The organism is Subsaximicrobium wynnwilliamsii (assembly GCF_007997225.1).
GTDB classification, from domain to species: domain Bacteria; phylum Bacteroidota; class Bacteroidia; order Flavobacteriales; family Flavobacteriaceae; genus Psychroserpens; species Psychroserpens wynnwilliamsii.
The window spans coordinates 26,960-50,815 of sequence record NZ_VORM01000011.1; the positions used below are offsets into that span (position 1 = coordinate 26,960).

23 protein-coding genes are annotated in these 23,856 nt (G+C 39.9%); 17 read left to right on the plus strand and 6 right to left on the minus strand.

What is annotated here, in order from left to right; genetic code table 11:
- Positions 1–4: 4 nt before the first annotated feature.
- The 9 genes from ESY88_RS10690 to ESY88_RS10730 all read left to right on the plus strand — a co-directional run bounded on the left by ESY88_RS10690 (position 5) and on the right by ESY88_RS10730 (position 9,547).
- On the plus strand, positions 5–223 hold the full coding sequence (locus ESY88_RS10690; protein ID WP_147086759.1) for a hypothetical protein: 219 nt from the start codon (positions 5–7) through the stop codon (positions 221–223).
- Positions 224–488: 265 nt separating this feature from the next.
- Entirely contained in the window at positions 489–1,484 is a 996-nt protein-coding gene (gene lpxD, locus ESY88_RS10695; protein WP_147086760.1) for a UDP-3-O-(3-hydroxymyristoyl)glucosamine N-acyltransferase, read from the plus strand.
- Positions 1,485–1,830: 346 nt separating this feature from the next.
- Positions 1,831–2,253, plus strand: a complete 423-nt coding sequence (locus ESY88_RS10700; RefSeq protein WP_147086761.1) for a lipocalin-like domain-containing protein — start codon at positions 1,831–1,833, stop codon at positions 2,251–2,253.
- Between the two features lie 221 nt (positions 2,254–2,474).
- Positions 2,475–3,689, plus strand: a complete 1,215-nt coding sequence (locus ESY88_RS10705) for an MFS transporter (RefSeq protein ID WP_147086762.1) — start codon at positions 2,475–2,477, stop codon at positions 3,687–3,689.
- A gap of 162 nt (positions 3,690–3,851) precedes the next feature.
- Positions 3,852–4,304 (plus strand): GNAT family N-acetyltransferase, encoded by a 453-nt coding sequence (locus ESY88_RS10710; RefSeq protein WP_147086763.1) that lies wholly within the window; start codon positions 3,852–3,854, stop codon positions 4,302–4,304.
- Positions 4,305–4,657: 353 nt separating this feature from the next.
- A complete protein-coding gene (locus ESY88_RS10715; RefSeq protein WP_223270800.1) occupies positions 4,658–5,092 on the plus strand; it encodes a GlcG/HbpS family heme-binding protein in 435 nt (144 codons plus the stop codon).
- A gap of 30 nt (positions 5,093–5,122) precedes the next feature.
- The gene (locus tag ESY88_RS10720) at positions 5,123–6,208 is read left to right on the plus strand and encodes a serine hydrolase domain-containing protein (RefSeq protein ID WP_147086764.1); all 1,086 of its coding nucleotides are present in this window, start codon (positions 5,123–5,125) and stop codon (positions 6,206–6,208) included.
- Positions 6,209–6,510: 302 nt separating this feature from the next.
- Positions 6,511–8,859 carry a DNA topoisomerase 3 gene (locus ESY88_RS10725; RefSeq protein WP_147086765.1) on the plus strand — a complete coding sequence of 783 codons (2,349 nt, stop codon included), beginning with the start codon at positions 6,511–6,513 and terminating at the stop codon, positions 8,857–8,859.
- A gap of 112 nt (positions 8,860–8,971) precedes the next feature.
- Positions 8,972–9,547, plus strand: coding sequence for a pseudouridine synthase (locus ESY88_RS10730; RefSeq protein WP_147086766.1), 576 nt, complete (start codon positions 8,972–8,974; stop codon positions 9,545–9,547).
- 197 nt (positions 9,548–9,744) lie between these two features.
- Here the strand turns inward: ESY88_RS10730 and ESY88_RS10735 are convergent, their stop codons facing one another.
- The 3 genes from ESY88_RS10735 to ESY88_RS10745 all read right to left on the minus strand — a co-directional run bounded on the left by ESY88_RS10735 (position 9,745) and on the right by ESY88_RS10745 (position 12,860).
- A complete protein-coding gene (locus ESY88_RS10735; RefSeq protein WP_147086767.1) occupies positions 9,745–10,206 on the minus strand; it encodes a cold-shock protein in 462 nt (153 codons plus the stop codon).
- Positions 10,207–10,525: 319 nt separating this feature from the next.
- The gene (locus tag ESY88_RS10740; protein WP_147086768.1) at positions 10,526–11,254 is read right to left on the minus strand and encodes a hypothetical protein; all 729 of its coding nucleotides are present in this window, start codon (positions 11,252–11,254) and stop codon (positions 10,526–10,528) included.
- Positions 11,255–11,345: 91 nt separating this feature from the next.
- Positions 11,346–12,860 carry a DEAD/DEAH box helicase gene (locus ESY88_RS10745; protein ID WP_147086769.1) on the minus strand — a complete coding sequence of 505 codons (1,515 nt, stop codon included), beginning with the start codon at positions 12,858–12,860 and terminating at the stop codon, positions 11,346–11,348.
- 355 nt (positions 12,861–13,215) lie between these two features.
- Between ESY88_RS10745 and ESY88_RS10750 the strand changes: the two genes are divergently transcribed.
- Complete coding sequence (locus tag ESY88_RS10750; RefSeq protein ID WP_147086770.1) at positions 13,216–13,776, plus strand: ExbD/TolR family protein; 561 nt, start codon at positions 13,216–13,218, stop codon at positions 13,774–13,776.
- Positions 13,777–13,782: 6 nt separating this feature from the next.
- Here the strand turns inward: ESY88_RS10750 and ESY88_RS10755 are convergent, their stop codons facing one another.
- The gene (locus ESY88_RS10755; RefSeq protein WP_189702583.1) at positions 13,783–14,190 is read right to left on the minus strand and encodes a 3D domain-containing protein; all 408 of its coding nucleotides are present in this window, start codon (positions 14,188–14,190) and stop codon (positions 13,783–13,785) included.
- 3 nt (positions 14,191–14,193) lie between these two features.
- The gene (locus ESY88_RS10760; protein ID WP_147086771.1) at positions 14,194–16,194 is read right to left on the minus strand and encodes an alpha-ketoacid dehydrogenase subunit alpha/beta; all 2,001 of its coding nucleotides are present in this window, start codon (positions 16,192–16,194) and stop codon (positions 14,194–14,196) included.
- 151 nt (positions 16,195–16,345) lie between these two features.
- On the opposite strand from ESY88_RS10760, the gene ESY88_RS10765 reads away from it, so the two are divergent.
- From ESY88_RS10765 to ESY88_RS10790, 6 genes are all read left to right on the plus strand, one after another.
- Complete coding sequence (locus ESY88_RS10765) at positions 16,346–17,293, plus strand: isopenicillin N synthase family dioxygenase (RefSeq protein WP_147086772.1); 948 nt, start codon at positions 16,346–16,348, stop codon at positions 17,291–17,293.
- Between the two features lie 107 nt (positions 17,294–17,400).
- Positions 17,401–17,736, plus strand: coding sequence for a translation initiation factor (locus ESY88_RS10770; protein WP_147086773.1), 336 nt, complete (start codon positions 17,401–17,403; stop codon positions 17,734–17,736).
- Positions 17,736–18,674, plus strand: coding sequence for a DUF1835 domain-containing protein (locus ESY88_RS10775; RefSeq protein WP_147086774.1), 939 nt, complete (start codon positions 17,736–17,738; stop codon positions 18,672–18,674). The genes ESY88_RS10770 and ESY88_RS10775 overlap by 1 nt, the downstream gene beginning before the upstream one ends.
- Positions 18,664–19,542, plus strand: coding sequence for a nucleoside phosphorylase (locus tag ESY88_RS10780; RefSeq protein WP_147086775.1), 879 nt, complete (start codon positions 18,664–18,666; stop codon positions 19,540–19,542). Before ESY88_RS10775 ends, ESY88_RS10780 begins: the two co-directional genes overlap by 11 nt.
- Before the next feature lie 10 nt (positions 19,543–19,552).
- A complete protein-coding gene (locus tag ESY88_RS10785) occupies positions 19,553–20,407 on the plus strand; it encodes a substrate-binding domain-containing protein (RefSeq protein ID WP_147086852.1) in 855 nt (284 codons plus the stop codon).
- A gap of 178 nt (positions 20,408–20,585) precedes the next feature.
- A complete protein-coding gene (locus ESY88_RS10790) occupies positions 20,586–20,774 on the plus strand; it encodes a hypothetical protein (RefSeq protein WP_147086776.1) in 189 nt (62 codons plus the stop codon).
- Between the two features lie 56 nt (positions 20,775–20,830).
- Here ESY88_RS10790 and ung read toward each other — a convergent pair whose 3' ends face one another.
- Positions 20,831–21,496 carry a uracil-DNA glycosylase gene (gene ung, locus ESY88_RS10795; protein ID WP_147086777.1) on the minus strand — a complete coding sequence of 222 codons (666 nt, stop codon included), beginning with the start codon at positions 21,494–21,496 and terminating at the stop codon, positions 20,831–20,833.
- A gap of 151 nt (positions 21,497–21,647) precedes the next feature.
- On the opposite strand from ung, the gene ESY88_RS10800 reads away from it, so the two are divergent.
- A complete protein-coding gene (locus tag ESY88_RS10800; RefSeq protein ID WP_147086853.1) occupies positions 21,648–23,813 on the plus strand; it encodes an endonuclease MutS2 in 2,166 nt (721 codons plus the stop codon).
- Positions 23,814–23,856: the final 43 nt, after the last annotated feature.

Sequence of the window (23,856 nt, forward strand, 5' to 3'; positions counted from 1 at the left end):
TTGTTTGGGAAATGGGTTTGAAGCAGTCCCACCATTTGAAAATTTAATTCAAATGGAATTCAATGGTTTCAGTTATTCAAAGATTAAAGTTGTTATTCCAAATGATTATTTCACGCTTTATGAAGGTTCAAATATAGACAAAGTCTATTATGATATGGAACATGGAATTGTTGGACTTGATTATACTCAAAATAATTTAGAATTTCGATTAATTACTGAATAAACACATTTTCAACAAGTAACTGCATTGAAAATCAGTCAATTTCAAGTTAATTAGGAATCTAGGTTTTCAACCTAGAACACATCACTTAAAACTTAAGCCATGGTTCCAGCTTCCTTAGAAGCCCGAATCATTTGTTCTTACTCTCAATAGTTATCGCCACTCTATTCGTTTCGCTTTTGCTAATTTAAGTGCTTAACCACGCAGCAAGGCAATTAAATTTTTACCTTTATAGTTCAAAATTACTAATCACTAACTAAAATAAAAAATGGCATCCTACACGATAAGTGAAATCAACAACATTTTAAAAGCCGAATTAATTGGCAATACCACCCAAAAAATTGAGGGACCCGAGGAAATTCGAAAAGCAAGCCCTACTCAAATCACATTCATTGGCAGCAAAAAATACGCGAAGTTTTGGCCAGATTCAGAAGCCTGTGCAGCCCTTGTCCATACGGATCTAGATCTTGAACCCGGCGAAAATCGCGCCTTTCTTAAAGTGAAAAATGTGGATTTAGCCATGGCAAAGCTATTAGAGCTTTTCAATCCGCCAACACCTGTTTTTGATACCGATATCCATCCAACTGCCGTGATTCATGAAACTGCAAAAATTGGTGCTGGCTGTAAGATTGGTGCCAATTGTTATGTTGGTAAAGCTGTGGAGTTGGGAAGCGAAGTGATATTATATCCCAATGTTTGTGTCTTTGATGACACCACGATAGGCAATAATACCATTGTTTGGTCTGGCACCATAATACGTGAACGCTGTATTATTGGTAGTCATTGCATTTTTCACACCAATGTAAGCATTGGCGCTGATGGCTTTGGATATCGACCAAGTGAGGATGGCAAAGGATTGGTTAAAATCCCACAGATAGGCAACGTCATCATTGGGCATTATGTTGAAATTGGTGCCAACTCCTGTGTGGATAGGGCAAAATTCAGCTCCACGATTATTGGCGATGGTTGCAAAATTGACAACCTGGTACAAATAGCGCATAACAGCATTATGGGACGTTCTTGCATTATGGCCGGACACAGCGGTCTTGCAGGTTCTGTCACCTTAGGTGATGGTGTTGTTATTGGTGGCAGCGCCTCTATAAAAGACCACACCACCATACATTCTGGCGCTACCGTTGGTGCCGGCTCAGGAGTTATAGGTGATGTGGAAGCAGGAAAAACTGTTCTAGGCTATCCAGCACAAGACGCAAGGGATATGTTGAAACAATGGGCCGCAATAAGACAGTTTCTGAAAAAGAAATAGCTGAACTTAGTAAATGAACTCAGTGAAATTGACTCCTTTAAACTTGGAAAACTGAAACACAGGATTTTAGCCGAATAATTCAAATTCTAAAAAAAAGCAGAACTTGCTACAGCATGTACAATTAAGTACAAGCCTTATATTTGTATGTGAAATCTTACGGTTTTTACTATGATTCCTTCCATTTTTTGCTACATTCGCTGCTTGATCACGCTATAAGCCATATACAAACAGATTAACTTTTACATCCAGAATGATGAACTTCTGTTATTAAAAGAATCGAACAAAAATATTACTCATTTAATTACACACAGTTAATCACTAAACCATTGAAAAACAAATTTTAAAAATGAAAAAACTAATTTTACTTTTAACCGCAGTGACGCTAACTTTTACCTCTTGTTCTAGTGATGATGACAATCCACCAATCCAAGAAGTAGAAGAAGACGCTTTTGTAGGGGTTTGGTCGCTGTCAAAAGCGTTATTAAACGATAACGAACTTCCTATAGATGATTGCGATGTACAAAGTAATTTCACAATCAAATCCAACGGAACATTTGTAGAATCATCTTATACCACTACTGCTGCTGGCACTTGTGAATCGGATTTTGCCGACGCTGGAACTTGGGAAAATTTAGGAAATAATACTTATAAATTAAAATATGATGCAGATGAAGATGGAGACACTTATCAAGAAGATGTTGCTGTAAATACTGAAAGCTTTTCAATATTCTATGATGACCCGTATATTTATGTCTTTACAAAAAATTGATTTCTAGCAACTCAGAGTGATATGCGAAGTATTAGCGCTAACAGTATAACAGATTTAAAAAAGCACTAAAATACAACATCGCTTAAAATTAATTGCTAGGCATGACTTAAGCCCGAATACTCCTTCCGGATATTCGGGCTTGTTTTTATTTAATAAATTGGTTGCTTGACCGTGCCAGAGATCTTTTGCAAGCACATGAAATACAACTGAAAAATCCAGCCTTGAAACACGCTAAATTCATACTTCCAGCCATTGTAATTTCGCAGTTTTGCTGTACCTCACTCTGGTTTGCTGGAAATGCCGTAATCAATGATCTGGTCTTAAATTATGAGCTTAGCCCCAGTGCATTAGGCCATTTAACCTCGGCCGTACAATTTGGATTTATCATTGGCACGCTGCTTTTCGCAATTTTGACCATTGCCGACCGATTCTCACCTTCAAAAGTATTTTTAATCAGTGCCTTACTGGGGTCACTGTTCAATTTAGGGATAATCTGGGAAGACAATAGTTTAATGAGTTTACTTTCCCTTCGTTTTTTAACCGGTTTTTTTCTGGCTGGCATTTACCCAGTAGGGATGAAAATAGCGGCAGATTACTATGAAAAGGGACTCGGCAAGTCGCTTGGCTTTTTAGTCGCTGCATTGGTGGTAGGTACTGCGTTTCCTCATTTATTAAAGGGAATAACGGATACATTTCCGTGGAAATCTGTACTGCTTGCAACCTCATCGCTTGCGGTATTGGGCGGCCTATTGATGTTCATTTTAGTGCCTGACGGGCCGTACCGAAAACCCAGCCAAAGAATCAACCCAACCGCTTTTTTAAGCGTATTTAAAAATCGGGAATTTCGGTCAGTGGCTTTTGGCTATTTTGGACACATGTGGGAGTTGTATGCCTTTTGGGCCTTTGTACCCATCATGCTTAAAAAATATAGCGTTGAGCATTCTCAAGCACTTTTCAATATTCCAGTCTTATCATTTATAGTCATTGGCGTTGGCGGCTTGGCCTGTATTGGCGCTGCCTACATGGCGCAAAGTGTAGGAACCAAAAGAACCGCATTCACGGCACTATTCCTGTCTTGCGCCTGTTGCCTCATGTCTCCATTACTATTTGCCAGTGCATCTGAAGGGTTGTTTATTGGTTTTCTAATTTTTTGGGGCATGGTTGTTATCGCAGACTCGCCGCTTTTATCAACGCTAGTGGCTCAAAACGCGCCAGCAGAAATCAAAGGCACAGCACTTACGATTGTCAATTGCATTGGCTTTTCAATAACGATCATCAGTATTCAATTTATTAGCAGCATGATAGCATTGACCGCTTCAAATAGCATATACATCATTTTGGCGATAGGTCCCATTTTGGGTTTATTTGCATTGAGAAAGAAACATAAAGTAACCGTTCCCAATGGCGAGCATTCAAGTAAAAAGTCAAATTTTTGAAAGCCCATAGTATCAATACTCGCTTCCGATAATTGACAGAATTCTATTCGGCCATTTTTCACTAAATTACCTATCTAATAAACCCAACAGATCATTTACCAAACGTTACAGTACACTCCGCCCTAATTAAAATGGCAGTCCAAATTTCAACTTTGATTAGCAATGATTAAAAAGCTTCAAAATCATAAACTGGAAATATCAAAACAAATGCATTCGCTTTTTCAGTTGTCTTATGCTGTTGAAGCCAAGTTGTTGGATGCTGTTGATTTTCCACCGCTGAAAAGGCCTATTGAAAGTTATCAGGAAAGCAAAACCACATTCTACGGGTATTTAGAACACGGCGTTTTAGCGGGAATAATTGAGATTAGTCACAGCCAAAATCACACCCGTATAAATAGTTTGGTTGTAAGTCCGATGTATTTTAGACGTGGCATAGGGGGAACATTGTTAGAATTCGTTTTTGATGCATTTGACTCCGCTGTTTTTGTGGTGGAGACTGGCGCTAATAATAAGCCAGCCACTCAATTGTATAAAAGTCTTGGGTTCAAAGAAATCGAGCAATGGGAAACCGACTTCGGAATTAGAAAGGTACGCTTTGAAAAACGAGTTGATTAACTGTACTTGTTGATCAGCTCAGGCTCTGGGATTCATTCCTCAATGTATCTGCATTAAAATACGATCTAAAGTTTGCTACACTAAAGAAAACCCAAATTGTAAAATCAAGATTTGAAAACTGCGCTCCAGCATTTTATAATTTTGTTAAGTTGCTTTTGAAATCAAATTCAATCATTTCATCCACTAAATTTTCCACCCTACTGGTTTTGGTTATCTTTAAAGTCAGTTTTAAAATGGAACAAAAGTCGTCACCGCTAAAACGTCAACTGCTTCATGATTTTTGTGCTTAAATCGTTTGTAATATCCATCCAACGAAAAATATACTAATTATATTAACATTAAGCCTTTCAACAATGACCTACGCTCAAAAAACCAATACCATGCAACCCATACTTACAGGAAAAATGGCCGCCAAAATAACCCAAGCCGCTTTTGACGAGGCCGAAAGGGATGGCTTATTTATTAGCGTGACCATTGTGGATAAATCAGGACCAACCCTTGCCGTATTAAGACATCACAACGCTGGCGTGCATACCTTGCGAGCGATTTACAAAAAAGCCTTTACCGCCTGCTCCCAAAAACGGGACACGGCAACCATCGCCAAAGGTGACAAGGAAGGTAACATTCCTGAGGACATTCGGTTCTTAGATGAAAACATATTGATTATGGATGGAGGAATTCCCATTGTAATTGATGGGCAAGTTGTGGGCGGCATAGATGTTGGCGGCGCTCATGGCAGTGAGGATGTGCGTGCGGCGCAAGCTGGATTAACCGCTCTTGAAAACTAAAAATCATAATAACATTCAATAATCAAAACCATGCGCCACAAACCAAAACTAATTCCCACAATCCTACTCTTCATTTTTGGAGCTCTAAGTTTTGCACAATCCACAGATGAGGACATCAAAGCTTATTTGGATGCATTGGCTTCAGATTCGTTTTCAGGCAACATTTTAGTGGCTCACAACGACAGCATTATCCAACAAAGAGCTTATGGGCTTTCTAGTATTGAATATAAGGTTGAGAACACCACTAACACAACATTCAATATCGCATCCATAACAAAAATGTTTACAGCGGTGGCGACCTTGCAACTTTACGAGCAAGGCAAGTTGGAACTTCATATTCCTATAGATGCCTACTTGCCCGATTATCCCAATAAACTGGTTCGAGAGTCCATTAGCATTCATCAATTGCTCACGCATACTTCAGGATTAAACAATTTTTACGTAGATGATCTTGATAAGTTAAAGCCTTCAGCATATAAAAACATTTCAGATTTTGTACCGCTTTTTGTCAATGATACGCTCTTGTCAAAACCAGGAACCCAATACCACTATAGCGCAACTGGCTTTGTGATATTAGGCCTAATTATAGAAAAAGTAAGCGGTACAAATTATTATGATTATGTAAAAGAGAACATTTTCAAACCAGCCAACATGCCCAACACAGCAGCCTTGGCAATGGATGCCATAGTAGTAAACAAAGCGAGCGGCTACACCTCTATGTTTGGAGAAAACACAGTCCTCAAAAAAAACGATACCTATTTAACAAAAGCATCGCCGGCTGGTTTTTATTATTCGACCCTGAGTGATGTATTCCATTTTTCAAAAGCGCTGCGAAATCATAACCTTTTAAGTGAAGCAACCACCGAGCTCATGTTCAAACCAAAAGTGAAAGGCTATAACACGCATTTGGGATATGGGATTGATGTAGACCAACGCTACAACCAAACCATCCTTGGCCATAGTGGCGGTTGGTATGGCATCCATTGTGAATTGATGGATTTTATGGACGACCACTATACCGTCGTGATCTTATCAAACATTGACGATGGCGGAAAAACCGGCGCTTCAAAAGTGGCAGATTTTTTCAAGGCATTGATTGCTGAAAAAAAAGAATAAGAACCGATTAGGAATTAGCGGAAGATAAAAAGTGATTTTATCCGCAATTTTGGCCGCAAATATTTAACATAGAAACTATGCTCAGCTCAATAATCTCAAAATTGCCCATGAGCAATCCTCAAATCATAGCAACAAACAAATATGAAATTTTAAGATTTTAGCAATGGTTTTCCAACTATTAATCTGAAATTTGTGCCTCAAAATTCAGCGTTCACATTTTGAATTTTAAACCCAAAACCTTGATCTTTGAATATTGAATATTGAACATTGAACTCAAAACCCAAAACCTCGAACCAAAATAAATGAAGGTCTGCATTGCCGAAAAGCCAAGTGTTGCGCGAGAAATCGCTGAAGTCTTAGGTGCCAAAACCAGGCGCGATGGCTATTATGAAGGCAACGGGTACGCAGTGACCTATACTTTTGGGCATCTTTGCACGCTCATGGAGCCCAACGATTATAAATCCTATTGGAAAAGCTGGGACCTCAATAATCTGCCCATGTTACCAGAAAAATTCATGACCAAAGTGGTTAGCAATTCTGGGATTACCAAGCAGTTCAACATCGTGAAAAAGTTGTTCGATCAGGCCGAAGTGGTCATCAATTGTGGTGATGCCGGGCAGGAAGGAGAATTGATTCAGCGCTGGGTTTTGGAGCAGGCCAATTACAAAGGCAAGGTGCAGCGTTTATGGATTTCCTCTTTAACTACGGAAGCCATAAGGGAAGGTTTCCAAAATCTCAAAAATTCCGAAGCCTACGACAATCTCTATTATGCGGGCTTTTCACGAGCCATTGGCGATTGGTTGCTCGGTATGAATGCCACCCGATTGTACACCGTAAAGCACGGCGGCTACAAACAAGTGCTTTCCGTAGGTCGCGTGCAAACACCCACGTTAGCGATGGTGGTAAACCGATTTAAGGAAATAGAAAATTTTCAGCCCCAAGCCTATTGGGAATTGCAAACCTTGTATCGCGATACGCTCTTTGCTTATGAGGAAGGGCGCTTTCTCAAAATGGAAGATGGTCAAATTCTGGCCAATAAGGTCAAGGAAGATGACTTTGAAATCGTTTCCATAACTAAAAAGAAAGGCAAGGATTATGCACCAAAACTTTTCGACCTTACCGGATTGCAGGTCTATTGCAACACCAAATTCGGATTTTCGGCAGACGAGACGCTCAAAATAGTCCAGAAGCTGTACGAGCAGAAAGTGGTTACCTACCCACGTGTTGATACTACGTTTTTGCCTAATGATGTGTACCCCAAAGTACCAGGCATTCTAAAAAACCTTAAAAAATACGATGCGCTGACTCAACCGCTTTTGGTCAAGAAAATCAAGAAATCCGCCAAGGTTTTCAACGACAAAAAAGTGACCGATCACCACGCGATTATTCCAACCGGTGTTGAGATCAATCTGCAATACAATCAGCAGCAAGTTTATGATATCATCGTCAAACGTTTTATTGCGGTGTTTTATCCAGACTGTGAAGTGTCAAACACCACCGTTATTGGTAAGGCTGCGGAAGTGAACTTCAAAACCACCGGCAAAGAGATCTTAAAAGAGGCCTGGAAAGTGGTCTTTAACTTCGGAAAACAGGCAGACTCACAAGAGGCTTCGAAGAAAGATAAAGACATCCTGCCCAATTTCAGCAAAGGCGAAAAAGGTCCGCACGAACCGTCCTTTCTTGAGAAACAGACCAAACCGCCCAATCAATTTACAGAGGCTTCCCTCCTACGCGCCATGGAAACCGCTGGCAAGCAAGTGGATGATGATGAGTTACGCGATTTAATGAAAGAGAACGGGATTGGGCGTCCGTCAACCCGAGCAAACATTATCGAGACTTTATTTAAGCGACAATACATCAAACGCAACAAAAAGCAGTTGCTACCAACCGTTACTGGCGTGGCCTTGATTGATGTGATTCAAAATGAATTGCTCAAATCGGCAGAGCTTACTGGGCGCTGGGAAAAGCAGCTCAAAGATATCGAGAAAGGCGAATACAGCGCAGCGCTTTTTATAAACAACATGAAAAAAATGGTTGATGCCTTGGTTTATGAGGTTCGCAGTGAGAGCACAGGAGCCAATATCTCCCACGCGAGTGTTTTAGAACAACGCCAAACTACGCCTAAAGTCAAAAAGAAAGAAGGTATCACAGCAATCTCTTGCCCCAAATGCAAAAACGGAACGATTCTGAAGGGAAATTCCGCTTACGGGTGTAGCGCCTTCAAGGAAGGTTGCAAATTCGTGCTGCCTTTTGAAAACTTCGGAAAAAAGATTTCGGAAAAGCAATTTGTTCGTTTATTGAACAAAGGTTCCACTGTAAATCTCAAGGGTTTTTCCTCGGAAGCTGGAACGACGGAAGGTTTGCTGCGATTTGATGAGCAATTCAAAATCGTTTTGGAACCCAAGAAAAATATGGCAAAACCTGCGGAAGCTCCTAATGCATCAATACCCAAAACAGTGTCTACTCAAGCCATGCCAAAATGCCCAAAGTGCAAACTTGGCAACATCATCAAGGGAAAAACCGCTTACGGCTGTTCTGCTTATAAGACAGGGTGTGATTTTAAAATGACTTTTGAGGCGATTCGCGCACAGGCCAAAGACCAAAAGCTTACCAAAGATTTGGTTTATAGTATCTTAAAGAACAGCCTTTAAAAATGCTGTCGGGTTTATAACGGCAATGCCGATGTTGGTGTTTTCCACCAACATCTTCTTGTTTTTCTAAAAATTTGATATAGTCTCGCTTCAAAAAAAATTCTGTAAATCAATGCAACACCAACATTTCAAACTTTTTAAACCCTACGGCTACTTGAGCCAGTTTCAAAGCAATGCGAAGCATGAGCGCAATAAACGTTTTTTAGGGGAATTGCATGATTTTCCTGAAGGCACGATGGCCGTTGGTAGGTTGGATAAAGATTCTGAAGGCCTGTTGCTTTTAACCACCGATGGGCAGCTTAGCTACGACATCTGTAACCTAGGTATCGAAAAAGAATATTATGTCTTGGTAAGCGGTGTTCCGACGGAGGCCGCCTTAATTCAGCTCAAAAGTGGCGTGATTTTAAGTCACAAAGGCGAGACTTACCTCACGAAACCTTGCAAGGTCAAGCTGCTCTCGACCCCTCCAGATTTTCCTGAACGCAACAAAAAAATTCGAGATGAGCGTCATGGCAAAAGTACGTGGATTTCCATTACCATTACTGAAGGTAAATTTCGACAAGTACGAAAAATGACCTCTAAAGTGGGATTTCCTACCTTGCGTTTAGTGAGGGTTCGCGTTGGAAACATTACTTTGGAAGCTCTCAAAATGGGAGAAGTCAAGGCATTGAACGAACTACTTGGTTGAAGAATGACGTGTAGACATGCAAAAACCTGATGATCGTTTTAGCATTCCATAGCAATACATTAAAGTCTTGAATGTCGACCATGAATTTCCGAAGGATTTGAAATCTAAAGGATCAAGTAATTCGATTTAAAAAACAAAAAAAGGCCGATACACGTTTTTCAACATCTATTAGCCTCAGTTTTATATTTTAAATGCGTTTAAATCACTTTTACCCGAACTGCATTTAAGCCTCTAGGGCCTTTTTCCAGTTCAAATTCAACTTTATCGTTCTCCTCAATAGGATCAATCAAGTTGCTCACATGGCAAAAATATTTTTCTTGATCTTCAATATCGATAATAAATCCAAAGCCTTTGGAATTATCATAAAAAGACACTTTGCCTTTTCTAATGGGATCAAACTCCTCTTCGTCCATATCCTCTTGCTTGGGTACACCGATAACGATATTCTTGGCCTTGACCTTGATTTTATCTGCTGGATCTGGAGGGGTATCGGTTAGGTTTCCGAATTGATCGACGTAAGCGAAAGGAATATTGTCAGAACCATCGTTCTGTTCTTTCTCAATCTTACGTGCTTCCATTTTCTTGCGCTTTTCATCGCGCTTCTTTAAACGTTTTTTTTCTTTTTCACTTTTGTTGAATGTCTGTTGCGACTTAGCCATTGGTTTTTTCTGGATGTTTTAATGATACAGTAAATCGTTTACTGCTGGTTGTAAAGATACATTATATACATGACTTTATCAAAAACACGATTTGAAAATCGATAATTTAATTAAATTTTGAGCTCGCATAAAACTTCAATCTGCACCAAGATTAGTTTTAAATGAAAGTGACACGCTAAATTTGTAACTGGATAGAACCAAAATTTCCAAGCCCAAGTCAAAGTACACTGGGCTATTGTGAACGACAAATTCTTTTAAACCCACATCATACATGGAGATTGAATTATGAGATGGTGGGATCGAGAATCTTGAGCCTCTTTTATTCTTCCTTGGAATTTGTTTCTTGTGCCCCTTTTTCTAAAATGGGATATTCATCCTTGATCACAAGAATTGTAGCTTTTACACCAGTAAGCAGATTCCATTTTTTGGACGAAACGAGCCGTTGATTATCGTCGTAGACTATAAATTCTGCCGTATTGGGACCAGATTCGCCTTGATTGAGAGCCAAGAACACTATTTTATTGATTCCAACTTCCAAGGGAATGTCGAAACCCTTGAAGCCAGATTCCAACAACAATCGAGGTATTATCGTGACATCATTGACAATCACTTGCACCAAATCACCATCTGGGTACTCGTGATCTCGGCACATGATTTTGACAAACTCACCATTGCTTCTTATATCGCCAAGAAACACATCTGCCATGGTTTCGATCATCAGGCCCTGCTCTACTGCCACTTTATTAAAGCGCTGTTCATAAATTGCCCCAGGCTGCATCAATGGATTGTCATCTATCATTGAAAATTCCTTTTCGGGACTTTTTATGGTGATTTTATTCTTGGGCGCGTTCCCACTGTTGCTTTTTTCAGGATTGCGGATGCTGAATTTAGATTCAGGCTTAATTTCAAATGCGGCAGGTATGCTGTCCTTTATATCGGTTTCGATAGCAGGGATTTTGAGTGCCTTTTTCTCGTTATTATCTGGTTGCTGAGCAAAAGACTGCCAAGCAACACCTAATAATAACACTAAAAATCTTACGGTTTTCATTCTAGATTCGGTTTTAATTCAACTTGAAAATCAAAAACCATTCCCAAGTTCAAAAGTAAGGCCTTTTCTTAGCAAGCATTTTAAATCTACGTTAAAACTTTCCGTTGAAACTGAGTCGCAATTTACGTATATACTCTTCTAACAGCCACTCTTTGTAGTTTTTAGTGCTGTTCATGATGCAATGGCAATATTTTTTTATGCGGTAGCAAATATCATCGTGCAGGAGTTTGGCAAGAGCACGCGCTTCAAAAATATCCTCACTGTTTGCTATTACCAATTCGGAATGCTGAGCGATACTGTTTTCAATGGCTTGCATGCTCTTTTTACCATCGCGAATCACATTTTTGTATTCTTCCTGAATGTCAAAATCGTCATTCGGATTCTTCTTGAATCGTTTTTTTAGGGAATCTGGCATTTCATAAACAAAATCGCGCTCGATGTCTTCGTCATGACGCAAGTTCTCCAGGTAGTAGTCTGGGTTTTTATAAATATGCTGCCAATCCACAGGCTGGCTCCATGGCCCGAAGCGTATGGAATTATTGCCCAAGTCAATGACCTTGAATTTCGTTTTATCGCCATTGATTCGGGATCCTCGCCCAATCATTTGAAAGTAAAGCGTAAGCGAGCGTGTGGCACGGTTTAGAATTATCGATTCTACTGAAGGCTCATCAAAACCAGTGGTTAGGATACTTACCGAGGTCAACACGCCATCGGGCGTGTTTTTGAACCATTTCAAAATATCCCTGCGCTCTTGTTTGCCGCAGGTGTTGTCTAAATGGCGCACGTTGTAACCAGCACGTTTGAACGTATAATACACATCGCGGGAGGTATTGATCCCGTTATTGAAGATCAAGGTTTTCTTCCCCTTGCTAAGCTCTTCATAGGCGAACAATAATTTGCCCAACATATTGGCATTGGAATATAATGCTTCGGAAGATTTCACGGTATAATCCCCATTGATGCCAACTTTCAACGCAGAAAGTGACACATCGTAATTGTACATTTCCGCGGAAGCTAAAAACCCATTTCCTATCAAGGTTGAAATATCATCACCAACAATCAATTCCTTATAATTGTCTTTCATTGGCAATTTGATATTGCTGCTCAAAGGTGTAGCTGTGACGCCTAGTATGAAACAATTTTCAAAAAACTTAAATAATTTTCGGAAGGAATTGTAGTGCGCCTCGTCGATAATGACCAAGCCAATGTCTTCCAATCTCAGTTTACCATCATTGAGTCGGTTGTTCAAGGTCTCTACCATGGCCACAAAACACTGGTATTGATCTTGGTCTGGCAATTCCTTTACTTTACTATTGATGATTTTGTTGTTGACCCCGAAGCCCTTCAGCACTTTGGAGGTCTGTTTGCAAAGTTCAATGCGATGCGTTAGAATGACGACCTTTTTTTTCTTGTTGTTGATGTAGCGTCTAACAATTTCAGAAAAAACCACCGTTTTACCGCCACCAGTTGGGAGTTGATACAACAGGTTATAATTATCTGGAGCGTTCTCCATCACGTCAAAAATGCGCTTGAGATCTGCTATCTGATAATCATAAAGCTGCTTTTTAGTCGCTTTTTTGGATTGAATCTCTACCGTATTGGCCATAAATTGTTCTAATCTGAAAAAAAAATTCCCACAAAATTAAGACTTTATGAAGTTATCAAGGCATAATATGCAAAACAATTGAAAAAAAAATTATGCTTCCCGAAATGCACTTTTGGTCTAATTGGTCTAATCAAAAAGAAGTTTGCAAAAAGAAAGTTTCAAATTTCATGATAAATTGAGACGGAAGACCGAAGACCGAAGACTGAAGACTGGAGACTGAAGACTGGAGACTGAAGACTGGAGACTGAAGACCGAAGACTGACGACTGGAAACTGAAGACTGAAGACTGGAGACTGGAGACTACAAACTGGTATCATTCTTGATTCTCTTAAAAAAATCTTAAAAAACGACTATCATGAAAAACTCCAGGCGTTATTCCGTAGAAGTCAATGCGGGCTCTATGACCGACATTGCATTTTTATTACTCATCTTCTTTTTGGTCACGGCCGTCATCCCCAAAGACAAAGGCATCAGTAGAACCTTGCCCAGCGATTGTCCGCCCGGAGTCCATTGCAATGCCGATATCGCCCAACGAAATTTACTGCAGATCTACATCAATTCCGAAGATCAATTGATGGTTGACAACCAACTGGTTTTTATTGCTGAATTAAAAGCATTAGCGGTGGACTTTTTAGATAATAACGGCGATTCAAGTTGTGATTACTGCAGCGGTCTGGGCACGAAGACCTCGTCAGACAATCCTTCAAAAGCGGTTATTTCACTTAGAAACGATAAACTTACCTCCTATAATTTCTATATTGCCGTACAAGATGAACTCAGCAAGGCCTACTATGAATTGCGAACTGATTATGCCAAATCCCATTTCAATAAAAACCCAGACGAACTCAATGAAAATGAACTGAAAACCCTACGCGAAGTGTATCCGTTTTTGCTTTCAGAAGCAGCGTTGAAATAAAAACAGTTACAGAGAGTCAGTTTTGATTTTTACACGGTAGCTAATATTGACCCGTTTACGTCCCCAATTTCTGGCGGCTTCCACATCGGTGCCCATATAAACGTCTATTTTGTTTTTCCAACGGTAATGCATCTTATCCTTGACAAGATAAGTGCCTTCAAGGCCTTCAATGTTAACAGGTGTGTTGTGCGTTAAGCCTAGACGAAGCAGATTTCTAGAGACCGCAATGTAACGCAGACCCGGTTTTAAACTGTCGCCAAAAGCTGTAATATGCGGATTGTTGTTGGTTTGCCGGCGCGTGGAGTTGAAAGCGGTTGCAGTCACATTTATCGTTTTCCATTCGTATTCAGCAGGTTTCTCTTCTTTACAATTGAAAAAAGTGAGGCAAATACAAACAAAAAAGAGAGGTCTCATAAATCAATAGGCTAATAAGGTTTTCAAAGCCGCTTCAAATTTGCCTTTCGCCAGATATTGGTCTTCCAACTGGCTCATGAACGGAATTGGCGTTTCCATACTAGCGACACGCTTTACTGGCGCATCGAGATATTCAAAACACTGCTCCATAAGCATTGCAGATATATCGCTGGCAATACCACCAAAAAGCGAGTCTTCCTGAAGAATGATAGCACGCCCCGTTTTTTTGACCGATTCAAAAATAGCAACGGTATCCAAAGGCTGCAAGGTTCTTAGGTCTAAAAGATCGGCATCGATATCAGGATTCTTCTCCAAAGTCTCGAGCGCCCAATGCACGCCTGCGCCGTAAGTGATAATCGATACCGCGTTGCCGGTTTTTAGTTGGGCCGCTTTGCCTAAAGGTAAATTGTAATACGCGGTAGGCACCTGTTGCCGAATGCTTCTATACAAAGCTTTATGTTCAAAAAACAATACGGGGTTTGGATCTTCAATGGCGGTTGCCAATAGCCCTTTCGCATCGTAAGGAAATGCAGGGTACACCACTTTTAAGCCAGGAGTTTTTGTAAACCAGGCCTCATTGGTTTGGGAATGGAACGGTCCTGCCCCAACGCCGCCACCGCATGGCATTCTTATCACAACATCTGCATTTTGAGCCCAACGGTAATGGGACTTTGCCAAATAATTCACGATGGGATTGAAACCCGAACTCACAAAATCGGCAAACTGCATTTCCACAACCGCTTTCATCCCGGCAATGGAAAGTCCCATGGCCGCTCCGATGATGGCCGATTCACAAATAGGTGTGTTTCTTACCCTAGCCTTTCCAAATTGCTCTACAAAACCTTCAGTGATTTTAAAAACACCACCATATTCTGCAATATCCTGTCCCATGATAATTAAATCATCATGTTTCTCCATCGCTTGTTTCAAACCTTGTGAAATGGCGTCTATAAGTCGTATTTCTTCAGTATCATCAACAGCTTCAATTTGTTGATATTCAAAATCTTGGTACACATCATTTAACTCGATGGTTGCATCTGGTATGATCGCTGCTTCGTTATATGCTTGCTGGAGATGATCGTTGATTTCCTTTAAAATAGATGCCTTGAATTCCACATCCTGGGATTCAGTTAAGATATTTTTCTCCCTTAAAAATGCCCTGAAATTTTCCAAGGGATCTTTTGCTCCCCATTCATCCATTAAATCCTGAGGTACATATTTGGTGCCACTGGCTTCTTCGTGACCTCGCATTCTAAACGTTTTGAACTCGATCAATATGGGTCTGGGCTGCCGTCTTACGCTTTCGGCTAGTTTCAGCATTTTTGTATACACCTCGACGATGTTGTTTCCGTCCAAAACGAAGGCTTCCATGCCGTAACCTTTACCGCGATCGGCCAGATCCTTGCAATTATACTGTTCATTTGTGGGTGTTGAAAGTCCGTAACCATTGTTCTCAATACAAAATATAACAGGCAAAGACCATACAGAAGCCACATTAAGCGCTTCATGGAAATCACCTTCACTACTGCCGCCTTCACCTGTAAAGACCGCCGTAACCTGATTTGTGTTTTTGAGCAAGCTGGCTAGCGCAATACCATCGGCCACACCCATTTGCGGACCCAAATGAGAAATCATGCCTACGATATTGAATTCTTGTGTGCCAAAATGAAAGGAGCGATCTCTGCCTTTAGTAAAGCCATTCATTTTACCCTGCCATTGACTGAACAAGCGGTATAAAGGGATTTCGCGCGTTGTAAACACCCCGAGATTGCGATGCATTGGTAATATATAGTCCTCTTTATTCAGCGCCATGGTCACACCAACCGAAATGGCCTCCTGGCCTATGCCCGAGAACCATTTTGAGATCTTGCCCTGCCGTAAAAGGATGAGCATTTTCTCCTCGATCATTCTTGGTTTGAGCATGTTTTTATAGAGGCTAACTAAAGTAGCATCGTCGAGATTTTTTTTATCGTAGGCAATAACGCTTTTGGAGGACGTCAACATAGAATATCACATTTATTTCTTAAATCAAATGTAATTAAAAATTGAGGAATTGTTAGTATTCCAAGATTTTTTAAGTCTAGACAAAAACACGCTCTTATCGGTATTTTCGCTATTTTTGTGATGATGTACACGAATTTAATCCATTTTTAAGATGACTAAAATACCAAGTGTTGATTTACGTGATTTCCTGTCAGACGATCCCGATCGGAAGCAAAAATTTATAAATGAAATTGGAAAGGCCTATGAAGATATTGGATTCGTGGCTTTAAAAGGCCATTTTTTGAATGACGCCTTGGTAGATCAACTTTACGAAGAGATCAAACAGTTTTTTAATTTGAATCTTGAGACCAAACGGAAATACGAGATTGAAGGTATAAACGGTCAGCGTGGCTATGTATCCTTCGGAAAAGAGAGTGCGAAAGGCAGAAAAGTTGGTGATCTCAAAGAATTCTGGCATTTTGGCCAATATGTGGAAGATGATGCAGAGCGCGCCAAGGAATATCCTGAAAATGTAAAGGTTGATGAATTGCCAGAATTCAATAAAGTGGGCAAGGAAACCTATCAAATGTTGGAAAAAACCGCAAAATATGTCTTGAGATCACTCGCATTATTCTTAGAGCTGGAAGAGACCTATTTTGACAACGTCATCCATAATGGCAATTCAATTTTGAGACCAATACATTACCCTCCAATTCTTACAGAACCTGAAACTGCAGAGCGTGCAGCTGCACATGGCGACATTAATCTCATTACCTTACTTATGGGCGCCCAAGGTAAAGGTCTACAAGTTCAAAACCATAAAGGCGAATGGATTGATGCCATGGCCGAGCCCGATGAAATCATGATCAATGTGGGCGATATGTTATCAAGACACAGCAACAATAAATTGAAATCAACCATACATCGCGTCGTAAATCCGCCCAGAGAACTGTGGGGCACTTCACGCTATTCCATCCCGTTTTTTATGCATCCCATTAGTGAGATGAAATTAGACGTTCTGGAAAGCTGCATTGATGAAGACCACCCAAAACAATATGAAGATATCACGGCGGGTGAGTTTTTAGATGAGCGCTTAAAGGAATTGGGACTGAAAAAATGAGTTTTCAGGACTCAGTCCTCAGTCTCTAAAAGGCCATCCGAGCTGATTGTGTCTTATAAATTGAACTGAAGTCTGTGTCTGTGTCTGACACCTATTGATTAAAAATTATGGATTTACAAGATCAACTCAAAAATTTGTTTCCCGACCATGAACCTGACGAGAATCCTTCCGAAGAAAAAAAATCGGAAAAACAGGGTATTTGGTTACAAGAGGATCCCATCCTGTGCAAATATGAAAAGCGAAAAGGTAAACCCATAACCATACTTGAAGGGTATACCGGCGCCGACCAGGATTTTAAGAAGTTAGCCAAAGAACTCAAAACCACATTGGGTGTTGGTGGCAGTTTTAAAAATGACAAAATCATCATCCAAGGCGATTATAGAGTTCAAATCATGGAAATTTTAAAGGATAAAGGGTTTAACGTAAAACGTGTTGGAGGTTAATGAACAATCAATTGCATATTTCTAAGGGTCAAGATTTGACCAACTTCCTAAGGGAGTTAAAAATTGAAGGCGAGATTTTGACTTGGGACGAGATCTTGTGCGAAGGCCCTACTGTTGCCGGTATTGACTCAAAGGAATTTATTGAAACCAGAAGGCAATTTTTAAACGATTTTTACGCTATTGAATTTGATGAAGCCGCGTTTACAAGTGAACTTTCAAAACTCAATAGCAAAAGTGGTTATACTGAAATCGTGCTTTGGTTTGAATACGAGCTCTTTTGCCATATCAACATGCTTGCGGTCTTGAATTTAATTCATCAAAGAGAAATAAATCTCCCCATCTACCTGGTATGCAGTGGCAGGGTCAAAGGCGAAAAAGACCTTAAAGGTTTGAATGAGTTGAGCAGCAAACAATTACTGGCTCATTATAAAGATAAAATAAGATTGACCGAGGAGGATCTGGAGCTCGCTATCACACTTTGGCGCACCTACTGCGGCAAAGATCATAATCTTTTCAAAAATTATATTGTCAAGAAATCCTCGTTCAAGTACATGAGCAATTGCCTTAAAGCGCATCTCAAACGATTCCCAGATTCTATAAGCGGTTTGAGTGTGATTGAGCGCAACATGCTAACAATCATCGATCAAAAAAATGTAAAGTCGAAGCACCATTTATTGGGCTATAGCATTTATTACCAAGGCTATTATGGGTTCAGTGATTTTCAACTCAAACGGAAAATAGACAATTTAGCACTGCTTTATGACGAGACTGAAACTGGCTTAAAGCTAAATAGTAAAGGCCATGTAGCCCTATTGGGTCAGCACAATTTTGCTTCTGAAATCAATAACAATATGACCTTTGGAGGCATAGAACGCTTAGATTATCAATTCAACGATGAAAAGAACGAACTCATTAAAATCAATTTGAATGCCGATTAAAGACTCTGAACTCATTTTAAATCCAGATGGTAGCGTTTATCATCTCAACATAAAACCTGAAAATCTCGCAAATACAATTATTACCGTTGGCGATCCCGACCGTGTAGACAGCATTACCAAACATTTTGATACCGTGGATTTTAAAACCCGTAAACGGGAGTTTCACACCCAAACGGGAACCTATAAAGGGAAACGACTAAGCGTGATTTCCACCGGTATTGGCACAGATAATATAGATATTGTGCTCAATGAACTCGATGCATTGGTCAATATTGATTTGAAAACACGTGAGATCAAGACGAAATTAACCACTTTGAATATTATCCGGGTCGGGACCTCTGGATCGATCAAGGCGGATATTCCCGTAGATTCGATTTTAATTAGCGCGTATGCTGTGGGTTTTGACAGTTTGCTTCATTTTTATGATAGCGAACACGTTCAGGATTTTGAAATTAGCGAAGCTTTGAAATCACAGACCAATTGGTTTGAAAAAAAATCAGATCCTTATGTAGTTTCCTGTGACAGCTCATTGTTGGATCATTTCAAAAGCGATCAAACCGCGGTTGGCTTCACTGCAACAAACGTTGGATTTTATGGCCCCCAAGGTCGCGTATTGCGATTGGGCATCCAAGACAAGGACTTGAATGCGAAATTGGCGCGATTTGATTATGAAGGTAAAACCATTAGCAATTTGGAAATGGAAACCGCAGGAATTTATGGGCTTTCAAAACTATTGGGTCATAAGGCGCTATCAATGAATGCCATTATTGCCAATAGGGCTACCGGAAGGTTTAGTGCAGATCCCACGAAAATCGTTACAGAATTGATTGACTATACCCTAAAAAAAATTAAAAATTTAGATGACTAAAATTGATCATTTGAGAACAATTAAAATAGGAGGCGTCCCAGAACATTTTAATTTGGCTTGGTATCTCACGCTAAAAAACGGAGCCTACAAGGAAAAAGGCATCAATCTACGTTGGAAAGATTATTTTGGAGGCACTGGCGAAATGAGTAAAGCTTTACGGGATGGCGAAATTGATATGGCAGTTATTTTAACTGAAGGCATTATCAAGGATATCATAGAAGGCAACCCGAGTAAAATTGTGCAGACTTTTGTGCAATCACCCCTGATTTGGGGCATTCATGTGGCTCATGACTCCAAGTACAAGTCTATTGAAGAGCTCAAAGGCAGTAAGGCTGCGATAAGCAGGTATGGCTCTGGATCTCACTTGATGGCATACATCAACGCCGAAAATCAAGGATGGGATCTTGAAAAAGATTTGGATTTTGAGATCATTGATGATCTAAACGGTGCAGTTGACGGACTCACAAAAGGCAAGGCAGACTACTTTATGTGGGAGAAATTCACCACAAAGCCCTTGGTGGATAATGGCTCGTTTCGAAGAGTTGGCAACTGCCCTACCCCCTGGCCTTGTTTTGTTATTGCGGTTAGCGATGCGTTCATTAAGTCCGATCCAGAAGATATTGCCAGCATTTTAGAGATAATCAATACATGCACTTCAGGATTTAAGGATATAGAACAAATTGACGAAATCATTGCCCAACGCTATGACCAAAAGCTCGAGGATGTGCAAGAATGGTTAAGTCTAACAGAGTGGTCTCAACAGGTAATAGATGACAACGCGATCGATAAAATTCAAGACAAACTCCTCATGCTGGATATCATTTCCAAGAAACTACCTTACGATCAATTGATTCACAAAATTTAATATGAAATGTGGCTGAAGAGAAAAGTTCTTAAATAATTAGGTAAATTTTGTTATTAATAAGTATGTTATAATGTTAATTTTTTAACAGTTGTGCATCATAACTTTCTAATTGTCAAAAATTTATTTACATTTGTGTTCCCCAAATTATTTGTTAAACCTAGTTACAATAACCTTAAGCATGATTATTACAATTACCCTAATACTCTCTTTTTTAGTTGCCCTTAACTTTTTACTATTGATTTTCAGTTGTAATAGGCACTCTAAAGTTAAAAAACTCTCAGAAAACGGAATATTATCCAAACCTAAGGAATTAAGTGTGCCCACCAAAGAGTTGGCTACAGCGCAGTTAGCACCAACAGGAAGCTAATTGCTCATAATACATTCGAATAGTCGAGATCAACTGGTTTTAACAGTTGATTTTTTTTACCAATTAATTGGAGATAGACCAAAATCGTTTAAAAAGGCGTTCGTTTTGCCAAAATGCCCATTTCCAAACCAATAGCCTCGATTGGCGCTCAAAGGCGATGGGTGTCCAGAACTTAGGACGGGATGTTTAGTGGTATCAATAAGTTTGGTTTTCTTTTTTGCAAAACCTCCCCACAACAAAAAAACCACCTGTTCCTTCTTATCACTTATCGTTTTTATGACGGTATCTGTGAATCGCTCCCATCCCCTATTTTGATGACTTCCGGCTTGATGTGCTTTAACGGTTAAAGTAGCATTCAACAATAAAACGCCTTGATTGGCCCAGCGTTCTAAATTGCCAGATTTTGGATATGGTACTTTTAAATCGGCTTCAATTTCCTTAAAGATATTGATAAGCGAAGGCGGATGCTTCATCCCATCATGCACCGAAAAGCAGAGTCCGTTGGCTTGCCCTAATCCATGGTAAGGATCTTGGCCTATAATGACCACTTTAATCGCCTCAAAGGCACAGTGATTAAAGGCATTGTAGATTTCATTTTCAGGAGGAAAACAGGGGTGTGCGTCATATTCTGATTTCACGAATTCGCTAAGCTGTTCAAAATATGGCTTTTCAAATTCGGTTTTTAATTCGGCTTGCCAAGAAGGCGCGATTTTAGGGATCATAATTAAGAAAAAAAAATGAGAACTCGAAGATAAGCGTTCTGTAAGACTTTCTTAAAATTAAGAGTACACAAACAGCTCCAAACATTACAATTTTATTTCTATAACTTTAGCATTATCTTTGCATGCCAAACTAAGGTTGGCTTATTATTTTATGGTAAACATTCACGAAAAAACATTACAGGACATTGAGTTTCATTCAGTTTTAAATCAAGTTGCAGCACTCTGTATCACAGATTTGGGTCGCGCCGAAGTAAATGCAATAGCACCTTTCAAAGATCACGAAGAAACCTTAATCTCATTAGGTTTTACCAACGAATATTTGGCCTCCTTTTATAATGACAATCGCATCCCCAACCATGGTTTTGATGCCATTTCCAAGGAATTGCAATTGCTTAAGATTGAAAATTCTTTTTTGGAGACCAAGAGTTTTCAAAAAATCGCGTCGATATCATTATCCGTAAATGCCATTTTAAAGTTCCTAAAGAAATTTGCTGAATACTATCCGTCGCTGGCTCAAAAGTCGGCGCAGATTGAAATGACCACTGCTGTTATTGAGGAGATTGACAGCATCGTGGATCGCTTTGGAGAGGTTAAGGACGATGCCTCCCAAGAGCTCTACCAGCTTAGAAAGGCCATAAATTCCATTCGAGGCAAGATCAACCAGAGCTTTACCTCGGCTTTGAACACGTATCATAATCTCGATTACCTGGACGATATTAGAGAATCGGTGGTGGAAAATAAGCGGGTTTTAGCGGTTAAAGCGATGTATAGACGCAAGGTCAAAGGCAGCATCATGGGGAATAGCAAGACCGGTAGTATTGTCTATATCCAGCCTGAAACCACATTTCAATATGCACGGGAATTGAACAATCTTGAATATGAGGAAAAAGAGGAAGTTGATAACATCTTAAAACAACTTACCGAATATGCAAGACCGTTTAGACCATTATTCAAAGCCTACCAAGAGTTCTTGACCCATCTGGATCTCATTTATGCAAAGGCCAAGTATGCTCAATCCATAAACGCCATCCTTCCTAACATCAATACAGAAAAAATCTACGAGGCCATTGATGCTTTTCATCCTTTATTGTATGCCTCCAACCAAAAAGAAAAAAAGACCACCTTTTCACAGTCCATTAAACTGAAAAAGGACAACCGCATCATCGTCATTTCAGGTCCAAACGCCGGCGGAAAGAGCATTACCCTAAAAACCATAGGCTTGCTTCAAGTGATGCTACAAAGTGGCTTGTTGATTCCCGTGCACGAAAAGAGCAACTTGTGTTTCTTTGATCGTATTATGAGTGATATAGGAGACAACCAATCTATTGAAAACCATTTAAGCACCTATAGTTACCGTTTAAAGCAGATGCACTATTTTCTGCGGAAATGTAACAAAAACACCTTATTCTTGATTGATGAATTTGGAACCGGAAGTGATCCAGAATTGGGAGGTGCGCTGGCCGAAACTTTTTTGGAAGAGTTTTACCATAGGGAGGCCTTTGGCATCATAACCACGCACTACTCCAACTTGAAAGTACTGGCCAATGAGTTGCCATTCATGCAAAACGCCAACATGCTTTTTGATGAAAAAAGTTTGGAACCCATGTTCAAATTGGCTTTAGGCCAAGCCGGAAGCTCCTTTACCTTTGAGGTAGCCCAGAAAAACGGAATCCCCTTCAGCCTAATCAATCGCGCCAAAAAGAAAATTGAGCGCGGCAAAGTTCGTTTTGATGCCACTATTGCCAAACTTCAAAAGGAACGCAGTAAACTGGAAAAAACAGAGCGTTCACTCAAGGAAAATGAAAAGAAAAAACAAAGCGAGGCCGACAAACTTGAAGAAGTCAATGCGAAGGTTCAAAAAAAACTGGAAAATTTCCAAGAGTTGTATGACAGCAACCAGCGTTTGATTTACCTGGGACAAAAAGTCAATGACATTGCTGAAAAGTTTTTCGACGACAAGAAAAAGCGTCCGTTGATGGACGAGCTCTTTCGATTGGTGCAAATAGAAAACTCTAAACGCCAAAAGGTATCTGCAAAACAGAAAAAAGCTGTTAAAACGAAGGAGGCTCAAATCAAAGAAGAAGCCGAGAAAAAGGTAGACGTTATTCGTAAAAAGAAAAAAGCAACCAAACTCAAGTCAAAAGCCGTTGAAAAGCCAAAACCGACTCTAAAATTGGGCGATCGCGTGCGCATGCATGATGGCAAAGCCGTTGGAAGCATTGACGCCATTGAGAAAAACAAGGCCATTGTTAATTATGGCATGTTCACCACGCATGTGAACATGGATTTATTGGAATTGGTGGAAGCTAGTAAATAGATGTGCGTTTTTTTTGAAGTTGTGTATTCGTGTTCAATTTCAA